Raw genomic sequence first — 16,795 nt, 5'->3', positions numbered from 1 at the left:
TCGCGTGGCAGCCCAATCTGTCAAGCTTTAAGTTACCCGTAACGTAAGCGCATCGAGATGAAAGAAAAAAGCAATAAAAACAGTCGAATAAGCCTCTCTGAGGTCGCCCGTGCCGCAGGGGTGTCGAAGATGACCGCCAGCCGTGTTTTACGTGGCGAGGGCGGGTACTCGGAAAAAACCCGCGACAAGGTGATGGAGAAGGTGGACCAATTGGGTTACCTGCCGAATCGTCTTGCCACGGTTTTTGCCGGCGACCAGAGCTCGACCTTTGTCGGCGTGTCGATCCCTGACCTTGGAAACGAGGTCTTTGCACAGGTTCTCGAAGGCATCGACCGCAAGCTTGGCTCGTTTGGCCGTCAGACCGTTCTGGGCCTGACCCAGCACACCCAGCAGGAAGAAGAGAACTGGATTCGCACCGTTCTGTCCTGGCAGCCTGCGGGCCTGATCCTGACCGGTCGCTACCATTCCCCGCGCGCCGCCGAGATGCTGCGCAATGCCGGTATTCCCATTGTTGAAATCTGGGATCTGAACAGCAGCCCACTGGATATGTCGGTGGGCATCAACCACTTCGATAGCGGCTTCGACATGGGCCGCTATCTGATGAGCTGCGGCTATTCCAATATCGGATATGTCGGCACCTCGCATGACACCGCAAACGCCGCGACCACGCGGCTGGACGGGTTCTGCAAGGCGGTTGAGGGTGGCGGTGGGCAGGTGGTCAAGCAGCTCTGCCTGCATGACACGGCGACCTATTATCCCGGCTTTTATGGCACCGAGCAGTTGCTGGCCTCGGGCAGTGGCGTCGAATGCATCTTTTATCAGAACGACGCGATGGCCTTTGGCGGGCTGCAATATTGCGGGACGAAGGGAATGCAGGTGCCGCAGGATATCGGCATTGCAGGCTGGGGCGATCTGCCGATTGCCTCGGTGATTGCACGGCGGCTGACTTCGATGCATGTGCCACATCTGAAACTTGGGCAGGCCGCGGCAGAGATGATGATCGGGCGGCTCAGCGATGAACCGGTCGAACCCTGCCGGGATATCGGCTTTCGCCTGATCCCCGGAACGACGGTGCGCAACGCCTAGCTGGTCTCGCCCCGCACAAGGCGCGAACCGACATCAACCACGCGCGGCCCGTCTCGCTGATTGCCAGCAAACACGTCCTCAAGCAGCAGCGCCACCTGTTCCCCGATCTCTCGGGCCGTGACGCCGATTGTGGTGATCCTTGGGTCCGAGACAGAGGCCACCTCGAAGTTGCCAAACCCTGTGATGGCAATATCGCCGGGCACATCAAGACCCATCCGCCTGCATTCGCTCAGCACCCCGAAAGCCACCGGGTCCGAGACGCAGACCAAAGCGTCGAACGACCGCAGGTTGGCGCCCAGCGCCGATACCGCCTGTGCGCCGTGCCGCATCGACACCGGCGCGGGCCCGGCATCAAGGAACTCAACCTCGGGCAAGCCAAGTTCAGCCGCTTTGGCGATCACCCCGTCGCGACGCTCGGCCCCGCGCAAGTCAGTCAGGTCGGAGGCCCCGATATAGCCCAACCTGCGCCTGCCGCTTTCAGCCAGATGCGTGACCAGCTTGGCCATCGCCTCTGCGTTGGAAAACCCGATAACATGGCCCAAGGGCTCTGTGGGCAGGTCCCACATCTCGACAACCGGCAGATTTCGGGCGCGGAGCAGCGCGCGGGTTTCATCCGTGTGATGTCCCCCGGTCAAAACAATTGCTTCGGGGTTGCGGGTCAGAAGCTGGCGTACCAGTTCTTCTTCCTTCTCGACCCGGTAATTGGTGCTGCCCAGCAACAACTGCATGCCGCTCGCACCAAGGCCATCAGAGAGGCCGCGAAAGGTTTCGGCGAAATTGGCGTTGTTGATCGACGGCAATGTGACGGCAACGAAGCCACTTTTCTGGGTTCGAAACGCCTGCGCGGTGGTATCGTAGACATAGCCCAGATCATTGGCGACCTGCCGGATCTTGTGCCGGGTCTTTTCGTTGACTGTCTCATCGTCACGCAGGGCACGCGATACCGTCATCGGCGAGACCCCGACCGCGCGCGCCACATCCCGCATCGTGACCCGAGCGGTCACCCCGGGATCTCCTCTTTGGCACCCTTGAAGAACTCCATCACCGCCGCCTCATCCTCGCCCCCAAGCCCGGCGGCGGTCAGCATGCGGTGAATCTCCGTGCAAATGGCCGTCATCGGCATCGAGGTCCCGGTCTGACGCGACAGATCGTTCACCGCATTCAAATCCTTGACCATATTGTCGATCCGACCGGTGCGTCGATAATCCTTGGTCGCAAATCGCGGCAGATATTCCTGCAGCAACGCACTATCCGCGCGACCGCCTTTCAGGGCCTGCGGGATCTTCTCGGCGTCCACACCTGCATCCAGCGCCAGTTGCGTCGCTTCAGCGACGGCCAGAAACCCGATTCCGCAGAGAACCTGATTGATCAGCTTTGTCGTCTGCCCGGCCCCGGACGGCCCCATATGGGTATAGTTCGAGGCCACATGACGCAGCGCCTGATGGGCGCGTTCCACATCCGCAGCCGCGCCGCCCGCCATCAGCGTCAGCTCGCCGATCAGGGCCTTGGGCGCGCCGCCAGACAGCGGGCTGTCGACCCAGGCCAGACCACGTTCCGCCGCCATTGCAGCGAATTTGCGCGTCGCACCCGGCTCGATCGAGGACATGTCGATGATCACGGTGCCCTCGGCAGCGCCGTCAGCGATGCCGTCCTTGCCGAAGGCCGCCAGTTCCACGATACGCGACGCGTTCAGGCTGGTGATGACGAAATCCACACCCCGGCTCGCCTCGGCCGCCGAGTCGGCAGCGACGCCACCCTTGGCGACCAGAACGGCCACCTTTTCGGCGTCCAGATCGAAGACGTTCAGCGCATTGCCGGTCTCCAGCAGTCTTGTGCCGATGGCGCCTCCCATGGCGCCAGCCCCGATCAGGGCAATCTTTTCGCTCATATCAAACTCTCCCTTCCTTGGTGCGCGGACCACATATCAAAGCGACGCGGTGATGCCGCCATCAACATAGAGCGTATGGCCGTTCACGAAGCTCGACGCCTCAGACGACAGGAACACGCAGGCACCCACCAGTTCCTCGACCTGCCCCCAACGGCCTGCGGGTGTGCGTTTCTGCAGCCAGGCCGAGAACTCGGGATCGGCGACCAACGCGGCATTGAGCGGCGTGTCGAAATAGCCCGGCGCAATAGCGTTGCATTGCAGCCCGTGTTTGGCCCAATCCGTGGCCATGCCCTTGGTCAAATTGCCCACAGCGCCCTTGGTCGCGGTATAGGGCGCGATACCGGGCCGGGCGAGCGCAGTCTGCACCGATGCAATATTGATGATCTTGCCAGTTCCACGCCCGATCATGTGCCGGGCCACAGCCTGACCGACATGAAAGACACTGGCGATATTGGTCTGCAGCAGTTTTTCGAACGCATCGGCCGGAAAGTTCTCCAACTCTGTCCGGTGCTGCATCCCGGCATTGTTGACCAGGATGTCGATCGGTCCGGTGTCACTCTCGTAACCGTCCACCGCGGCGCGCACCCCATCGTGGTCGGTCGCATCAAAGGCCAGTTCGGTCACGGTAGCACCCTCGGCACGCAGGTTTTCTGCTGCAGCGCTCAGCTTTGCGGTGTCGCGCCCGTTCAGCACGATCTCACCCCCGGCGGCGGCCAGCCCGCGCGCCAGAGCATAGCCGATGCCCTGCGACGAACCGGTGATCAGGGCGCGTCGGCCCGAAAGAGAAAAGAGATTGGTCATGTGGATTCCCCTGCTGCGCAGACACGCATTGACTCGCGCCATTTGGTACCGATAACATGTTACCGATAACAATACTTGTCAAGCAAGGATTCTCTCCGTGTCGCAACCTGTGTCGAAACCGATCATCCTGCAAGTTGGCCCCTATCCTGAATGGGATCAGACCCCTCTTGATAGCGCCTTTGAAGTCAAGAAATATTTTGAGGCCCAAGACCAACCCGGCTTTCTGGCCGAGCATGGCCCGACCATCCGCGCCATTGCAACACGGGGCGAGTTGGGGGCGGATCGCGCCATGATCGAAGCCTGCTCGGCGCTTGAGCTGATCTCGGTCTATGGCGTCGGCTTTGACGCCGTCGATCTGGACGCCTGCCGCGAACGGGGCATCCGCGTGACCAATACGCCCGACGTTTTGACGCAAGACGTGGCCGATCTGGGCGTCGCAATGATGCTGTGCCAGTCGCGCGGCATGATCGGTGCGGAACGCTGGGTGCGCGACGGATCCTGGGCCAGCAAGGGGCTTTACCCGCTCAAGCGGCGGGTCTTCGGGCGCAAGGCTGGCATCCTGGGACTGGGCCGGATCGGGTTCGAGGTTGGCAAGCGATTGGCCGGTTTCGGTATGGACATCGCCTATACCGACATCGCCGCAAAGGAGTATGCGCCGGGCTGGACCTTCCTGCCCGACCCGCTGGATCTGGCGCGGCATGCCGACTTCCTGTTCGTCACACTCGCCGCCTCGGCACAAACCCGGCATGTGGTGAATGGTGACCTGATCGCTTGCGTCGGCCCCGAAGGCATGATCATCAACATCTCACGCGCCTCCAATATCGACGAAGAGGCGCTGATTACTGCTTTGCAGAATGGCACGCTGGGCGCCGCCGCGCTGGATGTGTTCGAGGGGGAACCGGCACTCGACCCCCGATTTCTGGACCTCGACAATGTGCTGCTGCAACCGCATCACGCCTCGGGCACCATCGAGACGCGCAAGGCGATGGGCAAGCTTGTCCGGGATAATCTGAGTGCCCATTTCGCCGGGCAAGACCTTCTGACACCTGTATTTTGAGGCCGATATGAAAACCATCGTTGCGCATGCCGCAAAAGACCTTCGCATCGAAACCCGCGAAAGGCCCGACCCCGGACCGGGTCAGGTTCTGATCCGCATGGCAAGCGGCGGCATCTGCGGCTCTGACCTGCATTACTACAATCACGGCGGTTTTGGGCCCATTCGGCTGAAAGAGCCGATGATCCTCGGGCACGAGGTTGCAGGCCATGTGACGGCAATCGGAGACGGTGTCACCGACCTGAGCGAAGGCCAGCTTGTGGCCATTTCACCCTCACGGCCCTGTGGCACCTGCAAATTCTGTCTGGACGGCAAGCAGAACCATTGTCTGAACATGCGGTTTTACGGGTCGGCCATGCCCTTCCCCCACATTCAGGGCGCGTTCTGTGAATATCTTGTCGCCGACGCCAGCCAATGCGCCGTGGCCGACGGGCTGAGCACGGGCGAGGCGGCGATGGCCGAACCGTTGTCGGTGGTGCTGCACGCTGCCAGCCAGGCGGGCGATCTGATGGGCAAGCGGGTGCTGGTCACCGGTTGCGGCCCGATCGGCCTGCTTGCCGTTCTGGTGGCCCGCAGCGCCGGCGCGGTCGAGATCGCGGCCACGGACATTATGCCCTTCACCCTCGACATGGCCCGCAAGACGGGTACCGATCTTGCCATCAACGTTGTCGAAACACCGGATGCGCTGGATGCGTTTGCCACCGACAAGGGGCATTTCGACGTGCTGTTTGAATGCAGCGGGGTGGCGGCGGCGCTATCCTCGGCCGTGCCGGTCCTGCGCCCGGGCGCAACCATCGTGCAACTGGGGCTTGGCGGCGACATGACGCTGCCCATGCAGGCAATGACCGCCAAGGAGATCACGCTCAAGGGCTCGTTCCGCTTTCATGCGGAATTCTTCATGGCCGTCGAGATGATGCGCACCGGTCGCCTGTCTGTGGCACCGCTGATCACCCATACCGTCGCGATGGCAGACGCCGTATCCGCCTTTGATCTGGCCTCCGACCGAAGCCAGGCGATCAAGGTGCAGCTGGCTTTCTGAGACCGCCCCCGGGTTTCATCGCCGGAGGCAGCGTGATCTTACGAACGGGCGACGCTCAGAACTTGGGTTCCCGCTTTTCCGCGAAGGCGGTATAGGCCTCGGCGAATTCCGGAGATCTGACGCCGGCGGAAAATTCCACCAGTTCTTCGTCGACCCGGTCCATCAGGGTGCCGGTCAACGAGGCGCGCAGCAGCGCCTTGGATTTGGCCATTGCAACGGGGGCCCGTTTGGACAGCGCCTCAACCGCCGCTTCCGCCGCCTGCGCCACGTCACCGGCAGGCACCACCGTGTTGATAAAGCCCATTTCCTGCGCTTCGCCCGCGTCGAACATGCGGCCCAGCAGGATCAGTTCGGCGGCCTTGGCCTGCCCGACCATCTGCGGCACCAGATAAGAAGCACCGGCCTCGGGCACCAGACCGAGATTGACGAAAGGCATCTGGAATCTTGTTCCTTCAGCCGCGTAGATCAGGTCGCAATGCAGCAGCATCGTGGTGCCGATCCCGATGGCCAGCGCTTCGACCTGCGCGACGATCGGCTTGGGAAAGGCGATGATCGCCTTAAGAAAATTCGCAGCAGCCAAATCGCCGGTTTTAATGGCTTTGGCAAAAGAGTTCACATCGTTGCCGCTGGTAAAGATACCGCCCGCACCGCGCAGCAGCACGACCCGGATCGCGCTGTCCTGGGCAGCATCCTCGAGCGCCGCGATCATGGTGCGGTACATCTCGTTTGTGAGGGCGTTCTTGGTCTGCGGCGCAGACATGGTCAGACGCAGGACCGCGCCGGACTTTTCGGTGATGACTTCTGCGTTTCCAGTGGTCATGGATTTATCCTTGTTTCCTGCCTGACACCGTACAACTGCCCGCCGGATTGGTGAAGCCTGCCGAAACAGGTCACCAGAGCCAACGGGCAGCAGCTCAGGTGAGGCGTTTACGCCAGAGAGCCCGAAAGGCGCGAGGTGATGATCTCGTTGGCTTCGCCCATGATCCGGTCGACCAGTTCCTGGCAGCTCGGAATGTCGTTGATCAGGCCAACAACCATCCCGCAGGACCATGCACCGGCATCCATGTCGCCGTCCTTCATGATGCGCGGATAGACACCGGCAACCTGCTCGATGATGTCTTCGAATTTCAGCTTGTCGCCCAGCTCGCGCTCTTTCTTCAGCAGCTCTTCGACCGCGTCATTGGTCATCACACGTTCGGTATTGCGCAGCGGGCGCATCACCAGACGGGTGTCAAGCTCGCTCGCGGCGACGATGGCGTCCTTGACGTTCTGGTGCACCGGCGCCTCTTTTGTGGCGATAAAGCGGGTACCCATATTCATGCCCGAGGCACCCATGGCCATCGAGGCAACCAGCGACCGGCCATCAGCCTGACCACCGGACGAGACAAAGGGAATCTCAAGCTCATCCGCAGCGCGCGGCAGCAGGATCATATTGGGCACATCGTCCTCGCCCGGGTGACCACCACATTCAAAGCCGTCGACCGAAACCGCGTCACAGCCGATTTCCTGTGCCTTCAGCGAGTGGCGGACCGAAGTACATTTGTGGATCACCTTGATGCCTGCGTCCTTGAGGAACGGCATCACCTGCGTCGGGTTGCGACCGGCGGTCTCAACAACGCGCACGCCGCCTTCGATGATCGTCTTGACGATGGCGGGGTAATCCGGTGCGTTCACGGTCGGCAGGAAGGTGATATTGACCGCAAAAGGCTTGTCGGTCATGTCTTTGCAGCGCGCGATCTCATTTGCCAGATCCTCAGGCGTCTTCTGCGTCAGCGCCGTGATCGTACCCAGACCACCGGCGTTGGACACGGCGGCTGCCATTTCGGCAAAGCCGACATAATGCATGCCGCCCTGAATGATCGGGTGTTCAATGCCAAAGAGTTCAGTAATTGCGGTTTTCATTTACACCAGTCCCTTGGTTTTCAGTTTGTTTCTCTGGCCGCACGAACAGGCGCGCGGTTCAGAACAGCTTTGCGCCTGCTTAAACCGTTCTGTGGAACGCAGTTATGGTGACGTGGCGTCCAAAGGTCTGGCGGGCGCGCCCGGGCCGGCCCAATCTGGCCGACCGGCATTCGTATGCGGCCAGGCAACCCGCCCGAGGATCTTCCGAAAGCCGTTCGGATTCCTCTGGCGGGTCTTGACCGGGGCGCGGGTTCTTTCGCGCCGATCAGCTCTTCAAATTGTGCTTGACGAACTTGCGGAACATGCCGCCATAGGGCGGGCGCAGGAATTTAAGCATATCGAACGAGGTCTGCTTGTAGATCGCCTTGTGATGGCTGAATTCCAAGAAGCCGTCCTTGCCATGGTAGTGCCCCATGCCCGACGGGCCAACGCCGCCGAAGGGCAGGTTTTCTTGCGCGATATGCATGATCGTGTCACCCAAAGTCACGCCACCCGAAATGGTGTTGTCCATCACATAGGATTCTTCCTGGGAAGAGCTGCCAAAGAAATACAGCGCCAGCGGGCGCGGGTTGGCGTTCACATAGCCCACCGCATCTTCGGTCCCACTGGTGTAACGCACCGGCAGCAGCGGGCCAAAGATCTCTTCCTGCATGATGGTCATGTCGTCGTTGACGCCCATGACCAGCGTCGGCGGCAGCTTATGGTGTTGCTGCTGCGAGAAATCCTCGTTCTTGGGGTTCAACTCGATGATCTCGGCGCCCTTGGTGCGGGCATCCTCGACATGGTTGCGCATCCGGTCGAAATGGCGCTGACCCAGAACCGAGGTATAGTCGTCGTTGTCCTTGAGGCCCTCGGGGAACATCTTGGTCACGGCGGCTTGCGCAGCTTCTACGAAGCTGCCCTTCTGCTCTTCTTTCAGAAGCACGTAATCAGGACTGATGCAGACCTGACCCGCATTGAAGGTCTTGCCGTGCATGATGCCGGTCGCCGCCTTGGTGATATCGGCGGAATCGCCCACGATGACCGGGGATTTCCCGCCCAGTTCCAGCGTAAGCGGCACCAGATTGGCCGCAGCGGCGCGCATCACATGACGGCCAACGGCAGTGGAGCCGGTGAAAACCAGATGATCGAAAGGCAGCGACGAGAAGGCCGCAGCAACATCGGCCTCGCCGGTGATGACGTAAATTTCATCTTCGTCGAACTGCTCGGCAATCGTTTTGGCCATCAGTTCCGAGGTGGCCGGGGTGAACTCGGACGGTTTGATCATCGCCCGGTTACCGGCGGCCAAAACACCTGCCAGCGGTGCGAAGGTCAGGTTGATCGGGAAGTTCCAGGGCGACATGATGCCGACCACGCCTTTGGGCTGGAATTGCACCTTGCCCGAGGCACCGATCAGCCCCAGCGGGAATTCCAGAGACCGGCGGCTGGGGCGCGACCAGGATTTCATGTGTTTGCGAGAGTGGCGCAGTTCCTTGACCGACGCGGCAACATCCGCAAAATCGGTCAGGTCCCGCGAACGATGTCCGAAATCCGAGATCAGCGCGTCCTGAAAAGCGGTCTGATTGCTTAGCAGCACGTCGATCGCACGGCTGATACGGTCGGCGCGGACCTCAAGCGACGGGAGCCCCTCTTTGCGTTGGGCGGCTTTTTGCTTTTCAAGCACTGTGGCCAGTTCGACGGATACGTCACGCATTTTTTCGTTCATTGTGAGTGCCTTTCTCGGCCGTCTATTTCTTGTCATACGGCAGCTAAATGAGCTGGAAATGCCCGCCGCATAGGTGTTTGGAACAATCACTCTGCGTGTTAGCTGGCATTCCCGGCTGAATCTCTGGATGGTATGCTAATGCCAGAACCAACCCCACCGTGGCTTGACGAACTCGGTCGAAATTTTGACAATTTCGGACATAAATGTCAATGAAGGCGGCAATTTGCGCCTGCGAACCGGGTGCATACCGCCCGAGATCCGCAGGCCCCTGACGTGGATGCACGCAGCGCGTCAATCTCAGCCTTTTGACTTTGCCTTAGCTTCGGTCGCGTATGCCGCAGCTTTTTCGGCCTCATTCTGGACCGCCAGGGCAAATTTGCTCAGCGAAGCGGCAAAGACCTCTGCGGCTTCTGCCTGTCCCTCTGCCGACTTCTCGGTCCATGTCTTCTGGGCCTCTGCGACCTGTTTCTTCATCGTATCAACCTGTTCGGTCCAACTGGCATCCGCCTTGGCCCATTCGCTTTTAGCGGTTTCCGAGGCATCCGCCATAAAGGATTGAATCTGTTCGCTGGCCGCGGTCATGCGCGCATCGGCATCTGCGGCCCAGGATTTGAACTCTTCATCCGTCTTCTTGTTCCACTCGGCCGCCTGCGATTGCCATTCGTTGAATTTGTCTTCCATCTGCTTGGAGTAGTTTGCCATCGCTTTAAGAGCTTCCGAAACATCCATGTTCTTGTGCCTTTCCTGTTTGGGCCAACGCATCAAACTGACCGATCCGGTCAGCGCGTGGAGGGCGACCCGGCGCCTTAAAAAAAGCGGGTGCCTGCCGTATTCTAAGGGCGAATGCAGTCGATGGGATTGACATATTCGGCACGTTATTGACATTTTCGGACGGCGAGGTAAGAATTTTAAGCATGATCACCGACCCTGTTGCCTACCGTATAAATGATCTGGTCCCGATCCACTGGCTGATCTTTGCGTTGCTTGATCGTGGCATTGCTGACAAAGACCTTTGCACACAGATTGATTGCACCCCGACAGAGCTCAATGATCCCGAATTTGCAATCCCGGTCGAGAGCTACCTGAGGCTGATCGATTGGGGCGCAGCGAAACTAGGCGATCCCGACCTCGGTTTGAGCATTGGGCAGACAGCCAGAGCGCGGCAATTCGGGGTTCTGGGTTACATTGTCGACAATGCAAGTTCGGTGCGCGATCTCTGCGTGTTTCTAGATCATTATTACGAAGTGTTTACCCGGAGCTTCGGCATGAAATTCACCCAGGCGCAGGGCATCTGTATATTCGATTATTCAGAGAATCCGTTGCCCGGCAGCGATGGTCGACAAGACATAGACTTTTCGCTTGCTGTTCTGGTGGAGGTCATGCGTCGCAAGATCGGCACCGACTGGCACCCCACAACAACCCGGTTCACCTTTCCGCGCCCCCCCGATCTCACCACCCACCGCAAGATTTTCGGACCGGATGTCAGGTTCGGTCAGGACAAGAACCAACTGATTTTCGACCGCAAGATCCTGCGCATGAAGATCAGCGACGCCGACCCCGGTCTGCTGGCCATTGTACGCCAGCAGGCGGACACGCTGCTAGAGCGGGCCCGAATGGGCGAGAGCGTTGAACGGCGTGTCCGGTTGCTGCTGTCGTCACGCGTAGGGCACACACAACTGACCGCGACAGAAATCTCGAGCGATCTGAACATATCGGTGCGCAAGCTTCATCGGTGCCTTAGTTCCGAGGGCACGACGTTCCGTGAATTGCGCAAGGACGTGATCCAGTCGGCCGCCCGTAGCGCGTTGGAGTTCACCGATGCGTCCGTTTCGGAAATTGCGACACGGTTGGGGTTCTCGGAAACAAGCGCGTTTGTCAGGGCCTTCAAACGCGAAGAAGGGGTCAGCCCGCTGAAACACCGCAGGATGGCCGCGCCTTAGCGACGCCCGGTTCGGGACTTTGAGGAGAATCAAAAGAAAAGGGCCGACCATCGCCGTGATAGGCGAGGCCGACCCAAATGCTGTCAGTTGCCTGACACCAATATTCAGGCAGCTTTGCTCGAACGGTAGGTGTCGATAACTTCTTTCAGCGGTGCATAAGCTTCTTTCGCGCGGGTGCGGCTCAGTTCGACCACTTCACGTGCGTTTGCGGCACCGTTTTCGATCGACGCGTGGGCGTGTGCGGCCTGCAGGTCGATGACGTCGTTCAGGCATTTTGCCTGCATGGTGTCTTTGCCCAGGGCGACGTAGCCGTCGAACGAGTTCTTGGCATAGCCCAGCAGGGTTTTGTCAACTTCGATGACGCCTTCGACCAGTTTGCGGCCAGACGTGATGTATGCGCCGAACAGCGACGAAACAGTGTTCGACACGTTTGCGATCGAGTTGGTTGCTTTCGAAACGGTGTCAGCAGCGTTGGTCTTGGGTGCGGTTGCTTTGGTAGCCATTGTATCTCTCCAGATTATCGTGATGAGCCGAAGATAGGGACAGTCATGCTGCAGCGCAACATTTTTATGCCGCAACGCGGCGTCACTTTATTCTGGCTAGGCGCCGAAAGCGAAATGAGTCAATAAAAACAAGGCACCACCAACAAGAGCCCCCAAGACGGCCCCGTTGATCCGAATGAACTGAAGGTCGCGTCCAACCTCTGATTCCATCCTTGCGACAAGCTGATCACTGTCCCAGCCTGCGATGCTTTCGGCGATATAGTCGACGATGGCGGGCCGCATTTCTTTCAGAATCGCTTCGAACCCTTTCGCGAAACGGGCATTCAACTGGTCCTGCAGGTCGTCAGATTGCTGGACCGTCTGGGCAAAATCCTGCAACGCCCGCGCCATCAGGTCGGCCACACGGTCGGGCTGTTCAACCAAACCCTTGTCCACCTCGTGCAGAACCGCCGTGATGACCTGTTCCAGCGATCTGGCGAATTTCGGTGAGTCGGTGAATGCCTTGAACCCCTGGTCGATATTCTCGGCAATCTTGCCGGTTTCCTGAAAACGGTCGATCAGTATCGTGATGGATTTCTCGAAGTCCTGCCGCAGTTCAGATTTCGGGTTCGAAAGCTCGTCAATGATCGACAGAACGCCATCCACCAGAACTTCGGTGATCCGCTTATCAACCGATGTGGCGACCCACCAGCGACTGCGGTCTTGCACCACCGCCATGACCGTGTCGCGATTCTCGTCCAGCACATCACGCACCTGCAGCAGAATGTCGTTCAGCAACTGGCTGTGCACGCTTCCTTTCAGAAGCTCGGTGATCTGCCGCGACAAGGTGGGGGTATCGACGATCCTGGTCATCAACTCGCGCAGGTATTTGGTGGGGGCGGGGCCGATGCCGCCGCGCAACTGGCTATGCAGGATGTCATGCAGAAGCTGAGACAATGTCCGGCTCAGCGCAGCAGCATTGTCAGGTTTTTCCAGCCAGTTTGCGGCTTTGAGCGCAGGGTTGGCCCGTTGCAACTGACGCAGCAATTGCTCGGGGGCCAGAAAATACTCATCAATGAAGCGGGCGATGTTGCCTGCGGCGCGCTTTTGATTGTTGGGCAACAGCGCGGTGTGCGGGATGGGCAGGCCCAACGGATGCCTGAACAGTGCCTCGACCGCGAACCAGTCTGCCAGACCGCCGACCATACCGGCCTCGGCCATGGCGCGGACCAGCAAGAGCCAGGTCGGCGGTTCCGAAATCGCGAAGCTGACCGCAAAAACCAGCGTCAGAAACCCAAGAATACCAGTCGCGGTGCGCCGAACCTTTCGGATCGCCGCAGCTTTTTCGGCGTCGATCGTGTTTCCGGCATTGATCATGGTGACGGATCAGGCTTCTGCCATTGCCTCTTCGTGGATGAACGCCTCGATCCGGTCGGCCACAGCCTCGGCCTGGGTCAACACGAACATATGGCCGCACTCGACCATTTCAAGCTTTGCATTTGGCAAGCGAGAGGTCAGGATCTTTCCATTGACCGGTGGAACGATCGGGTCGTCCGTCCCCATCAGGACAAGGGTGGGAATCTTGATGCGGGGCAGCCACAGGTAACTGGTCCAGCCCAGCCCGGCCAGCAGCTGATAGAGATAGCCACGCTTGTCGCCCGCCTTCATCGCACGGGTGTGGTTCTTGAGCATTTCCTGGTTGAACTCGACTTCGCCACCATAAAGCTCGGTCGCCACATTCAGCATGTAATCCGGATCGGTGTAGCGTTTGTGGGTCACCATCTTTCTGAGCACATTGATATTGCCCGGAACCATGACAAGACCCGCCCCCGTCGCCGCCAGCGTGAGCGTATGGCAACGTTTCTGGAAGTCATGCGCGAATTGCTGGGCCAGCGCACCGCCCCAGGACACGCCGAACACATCCACCATGCCGACACCCAGTCGATCAAGGATTTCGTTCAGCATCCGGGTCAGATTCGACAGCCGATAGGGCGACCAGGGCGTTGGCGAACCGCCAACCCCCGGAACATCAAACGCGATCAGCCTGGTGCGGCTGAAATGGTCTGCAATGGGGCCAATCGTATCAAGACTGGCCCCGATGCCGTTGCATAGCAACAAAGTCCGGTCCGCATCCTCAGGGCCAACGACTGCAACATTCCAGTCCTGCCCTGCCACCGTCATGATCTGCGACTTTATTTCCATGCAATTGCTCTCTTTGTTGTTCTAGTTAGACCGATTCGTGGACATAGGTTCCGGGCGCTGCCGCCAGCGGCGGATACGCGTCCGAGCCCAAAGCCTTCGGGGCGGCCACTTTGGTGCCGGACCGTTCAGCCATCCACACTGCCCAGTAATCCCACCAGGTACCCTCATGGGGTTCCGCGCCTGCTTGATATTCTTCCGGGGTCGTATGCTTGCCCTTGTTGGTAAAGAATTTAGACCGCTTGTTGCCCGGAGGGTTAACGATTGCCTGAATGTGGCCTGACTGGCTGAGAAGGAACTCGTTGTCGCCACCAAAGGACTGCATCGAGGTATAGCAGCCTTCCCATGGGGTGATGTGGTCGGTGGTGCCGCCCACGACGAACTTGTCGCAGGTCACTTTGCTCAGATCGACCTTGGTGCCCAGAACCTCGACATCGGCGCCTTGTACGGCACCACCCTTGGCCATCATCTCAAGCAGATCGCCGTGCAGTTTTCCCGGCAGATTCGTGGTGTCGTTGTTCCAGTACAGAACGTCGAAGACCGGCGGCTCGTTGCCCAGCAGATAGTTGTTGACCCAATAGGCCCAGATCAGATCGTTCGGACGCAACCAGGCAAAGGCCTTTTGCAGGTCCTTGCCGGACAGCACGCCCTGCGAGCGCGAGAACATGCGCGCAATTTCGAGGGTTTCGAAGTTCGCGAACAGACCCATGGTCGTGTTGGCCGCGCCTTCCGAATGCAGGACCGCCACCAGCAAAGTGAAGGAATTCGCGCGCTTGATACCTTTGGAGGCCCAATAGGACATCAGCAGCGAAGCAGTGATTCCACCCGAGCAGGCCCCGATGAAGTTCAGATCCTTGGACTTGCTGATGGTGCAGGCCACCTCAGAGGCACGGTCCAGCGCCTCGACATAGGTGTCCATGCCCCATTCCGAGTGTTCAACCGACGGGTTGCGCCAGCTCACGATGAAGATCGTGTGACCCTTTTCCAGCAGATATTCGATGACCGAGCGGCCCGGCGCCAGGTCCCAGACATAGAATTTGTTGATCTGCGGCGGGATGATGAAGACCGGCCGCTTGAACACTTTCTCGGTCTTCGGCGTGTACTGGATCAACTCCATATGCTCTTCGCGATAGATGACCTGGCCTTCGCTGATGCCCAGGTTTCCACCAACCTCGAATTTCGAGGTATCGACCATCGAAGGCAGGCCATTGTTGTTGACCATGTCGTCGATCAGGTGCTTGGCGCCATCGACAAGGTTCTTGCCGCCCTTTTCCAGCGTCGTCTTCATGGCCGTCGGATTGCCAAGCAACGCGTTGGTCGGCGCCAGGCTGTCAGTGACCATCGAGATCAGCAGCTTTGCGCGCAGTTTGTTGCGCTCTTCCATCTCAAGGTCATCGACCCATTCGGTCAGGCCGCGCGACCATGTCAGATAGGACTGCATCATCGCCTTGTAGACAGGATTGGACGACCAGATCGGGTCCAGGAAGCGCTTGTCGCCACGCTCGGGCGCGATCTCTGCGGAGCCGGTCACGCTGGCGAAGGTTTCCTGCATCATGCCGAAATAGGTCTCGATCAGCTGATCCGGACGGGCCAGGGAGGCTTTGTAAAATTCACCCAGCGCCTTGAACAGGTCCGAGGATGTTTCCATTGTTTTCTTGGGCATCTCGCCTCTCCTATCCGATTACCATGGCCAGCAGTTCGGCGACCACGGCCGGAGCCTCTGACCCGACATCCTGCAGTGTTGCTTCCATCTTGATGAGCTGTTTGCCGTCTCCCTTGTCCTCGACACCAACCAGTTTGAAGTTCGATTGCACCGACGTTCCGGCAAGAACCGGAGCCAGGAACCGGACCTTGCCCAACCCATAATTTAACACGGCTTTTGCGTCGGGCGGTACCGCCCCCGAGCTTTCCGTCGCGGCAGCCAACAGCGACAGAGTCAGGAACCCATGCGCGATGGTACCCCCAAAGGGCCCGAACTTGGTCGCTTTTTCAATGTCGACATGGATCCACTGATGATCGCCGGTGACATCGGCGAAAGCGTTGATCATCTCCTGGGTGACCTCGATCGGGTCCGAAACACCAAAATCGTGACCAACCGCATCGGCAAGGGTCTTTGTTGTAAAGTTCGCAGGTGCAGTCATGTGGATAACTCCTGATATTTTCGAGTTTGGGTTGTGCCTGTGTGGGGTGGTTGGCGTCCGCCCTGCTTAACCTCGACGCTCATGGGAACACTATTCCGGAACCGCTTGGCATGTTAACTTGTGACGTCAGAGCATATTTACCTCTGCCGCTACGGAACAGCCCTGCAATCGACCTGATTGAGACAATCTGCCGCGGATACGCCTTTGGTCTGCCAGGGAATTCATTGCATGATGGTTTCATGGCCAATTCGGTCAATTGAATCTTTGGATTCCAAGCGAACAACGACAGGGACCCTACATGCAAGTCAATATTACCGTCGATCTCACTCCGGCCGAAGCGCGCGAGCTTCTGGGCCTGCCGAACATTCAGAAGATTCAGGAAGAGTGGCTCAAGAAAGTCGAAGCCAGAATCCTTGGCGATGCCGAGAACTTTTCGCCCGAGAATATTCTGAACAGCTGGGTTGCCGGGGCGTCTGGAAATGCCGACCTTCTGCGCGGCCTGATGAGCGCGTTTACCGGCGGCAGCAAATCCTGAGCTATGCCCGAACCCGTTACCGA

At 59.2% G+C, this 16,795-nt stretch carries 17 protein-coding genes; 5 read left to right on the top strand and 12 right to left on the bottom strand.

The window, feature by feature from the left end:
• The first annotated feature begins 57 nt into the window (after window positions 1-57).
• Window positions 58-1,086 (top strand): LacI family DNA-binding transcriptional regulator, encoded by a 1,029-nt coding sequence (locus M3P21_RS02945; protein WP_283780815.1) that lies wholly within the window; start codon window positions 58-60, stop codon window positions 1,084-1,086.
• Here the strand turns inward: M3P21_RS02945 and M3P21_RS02940 are convergent.
• The 3 genes from M3P21_RS02940 to M3P21_RS02930 are packed head-to-tail and all read right to left on the bottom strand — an operon-like array spanning window position 1,083 to window position 3,775.
• On the bottom strand, window positions 1,083-2,090 hold the full coding sequence (locus tag M3P21_RS02940) for a LacI family DNA-binding transcriptional regulator (protein ID WP_249706651.1): 1,008 nt from the start codon (window positions 2,088-2,090) through the stop codon (window positions 1,083-1,085). The two genes, M3P21_RS02945 and M3P21_RS02940, sit on opposite strands and share 4 nt — an antisense overlap.
• Complete coding sequence (locus tag M3P21_RS02935; RefSeq protein WP_249706650.1) at window positions 2,087-2,974, bottom strand: NAD(P)-dependent oxidoreductase; 888 nt, start codon at window positions 2,972-2,974, stop codon at window positions 2,087-2,089. The genes M3P21_RS02940 and M3P21_RS02935 overlap by 4 nt, the downstream gene beginning before the upstream one ends.
• 36 nt (window positions 2,975-3,010) lie before the next feature.
• Window positions 3,011-3,775, bottom strand: a complete 765-nt coding sequence (locus M3P21_RS02930; RefSeq protein ID WP_249706649.1) for an SDR family oxidoreductase — start codon at window positions 3,773-3,775, stop codon at window positions 3,011-3,013.
• 97 nt (window positions 3,776-3,872) lie between these two features.
• Here M3P21_RS02930 and M3P21_RS02925 point away from each other — a divergent pair, with 97 nt between their 5' ends.
• Together M3P21_RS02925 and M3P21_RS02920 are read left to right on the top strand one after the other, a co-directional pair.
• On the top strand, window positions 3,873-4,832 hold the full coding sequence (locus M3P21_RS02925) for a 2-hydroxyacid dehydrogenase (protein WP_249706648.1): 960 nt from the start codon (window positions 3,873-3,875) through the stop codon (window positions 4,830-4,832).
• 7 nt (window positions 4,833-4,839) lie between these two features.
• Window positions 4,840-5,868 carry an L-idonate 5-dehydrogenase gene (locus tag M3P21_RS02920; protein ID WP_249706647.1) on the top strand — a complete coding sequence of 343 codons (1,029 nt, stop codon included), beginning with the start codon at window positions 4,840-4,842 and terminating at the stop codon, window positions 5,866-5,868.
• A 55-nt stretch (window positions 5,869-5,923) separates the two neighbouring features.
• Here the strand turns inward: M3P21_RS02920 and M3P21_RS02915 are convergent, their stop codons facing one another.
• The 4 genes from M3P21_RS02915 to M3P21_RS02900 form a co-directional block, all read right to left on the bottom strand.
• Window positions 5,924-6,688, bottom strand: coding sequence for an enoyl-CoA hydratase (locus tag M3P21_RS02915; RefSeq protein WP_249706646.1), 765 nt, complete (start codon window positions 6,686-6,688; stop codon window positions 5,924-5,926).
• Window positions 6,689-6,795: 107 nt separating this feature from the next.
• Window positions 6,796-7,770, bottom strand: coding sequence for an NAD(P)H-dependent flavin oxidoreductase (locus M3P21_RS02910; protein ID WP_249706645.1), 975 nt, complete (start codon window positions 7,768-7,770; stop codon window positions 6,796-6,798).
• 265 nt (window positions 7,771-8,035) lie between these two features.
• On the bottom strand, window positions 8,036-9,463 hold the full coding sequence (locus tag M3P21_RS02905; protein WP_249706644.1) for a coniferyl aldehyde dehydrogenase: 1,428 nt from the start codon (window positions 9,461-9,463) through the stop codon (window positions 8,036-8,038).
• A gap of 309 nt (window positions 9,464-9,772) precedes the next feature.
• A complete protein-coding gene (locus tag M3P21_RS02900; protein WP_249706643.1) occupies window positions 9,773-10,204 on the bottom strand; it encodes a hypothetical protein in 432 nt (143 codons plus the stop codon).
• Window positions 10,205-10,389: 185 nt separating this feature from the next.
• On the opposite strand from M3P21_RS02900, the gene M3P21_RS02895 reads away from it, so the two are divergent.
• Complete coding sequence (locus M3P21_RS02895) at window positions 10,390-11,415, top strand: AraC family transcriptional regulator (RefSeq protein ID WP_249706641.1); 1,026 nt, start codon at window positions 10,390-10,392, stop codon at window positions 11,413-11,415.
• 104 nt (window positions 11,416-11,519) lie between these two features.
• On the opposite strand, the gene M3P21_RS02890 is transcribed toward M3P21_RS02895, so the two are convergent.
• The 5 genes from M3P21_RS02890 to M3P21_RS02870 form a co-directional block, all read right to left on the bottom strand.
• On the bottom strand, window positions 11,520-11,918 hold the full coding sequence (locus M3P21_RS02890; RefSeq protein WP_249706639.1) for a phasin family protein: 399 nt from the start codon (window positions 11,916-11,918) through the stop codon (window positions 11,520-11,522).
• Window positions 11,919-12,014: 96 nt separating this feature from the next.
• Window positions 12,015-13,274, bottom strand: a complete 1,260-nt coding sequence (locus M3P21_RS02885; RefSeq protein ID WP_249706638.1) for a DUF445 domain-containing protein — start codon at window positions 13,272-13,274, stop codon at window positions 12,015-12,017.
• Window positions 13,275-13,283: 9 nt separating this feature from the next.
• Complete coding sequence (phaZ, locus tag M3P21_RS02880; RefSeq protein ID WP_249706637.1) at window positions 13,284-14,099, bottom strand: poly(3-hydroxyalkanoate) depolymerase; 816 nt, start codon at window positions 14,097-14,099, stop codon at window positions 13,284-13,286.
• A 25-nt stretch (window positions 14,100-14,124) separates the two neighbouring features.
• On the bottom strand, window positions 14,125-15,759 hold the full coding sequence (locus M3P21_RS02875) for an alpha/beta fold hydrolase (protein ID WP_249706636.1): 1,635 nt from the start codon (window positions 15,757-15,759) through the stop codon (window positions 14,125-14,127).
• A gap of 10 nt (window positions 15,760-15,769) precedes the next feature.
• Window positions 15,770-16,237 carry a MaoC family dehydratase gene (locus M3P21_RS02870; protein WP_249706635.1) on the bottom strand — a complete coding sequence of 156 codons (468 nt, stop codon included), beginning with the start codon at window positions 16,235-16,237 and terminating at the stop codon, window positions 15,770-15,772.
• 298 nt (window positions 16,238-16,535) lie between these two features.
• Here M3P21_RS02870 and M3P21_RS02865 point away from each other — a divergent pair, with 298 nt between their 5' ends.
• Window positions 16,536-16,772 (top strand): DUF6489 family protein, encoded by a 237-nt coding sequence (locus tag M3P21_RS02865; protein ID WP_249706634.1) that lies wholly within the window; start codon window positions 16,536-16,538, stop codon window positions 16,770-16,772.
• Window positions 16,773-16,795 lie beyond the last annotated feature (23 nt).

It is taken from the genome of Ruegeria spongiae, assembly GCF_023502395.1.
GTDB classification, from domain to species: domain Bacteria; phylum Pseudomonadota; class Alphaproteobacteria; order Rhodobacterales; family Rhodobacteraceae; genus Ruegeria_C; species Ruegeria_C spongiae.
This window is presented reverse-complemented; position numbering and strand designations above follow the sequence as displayed.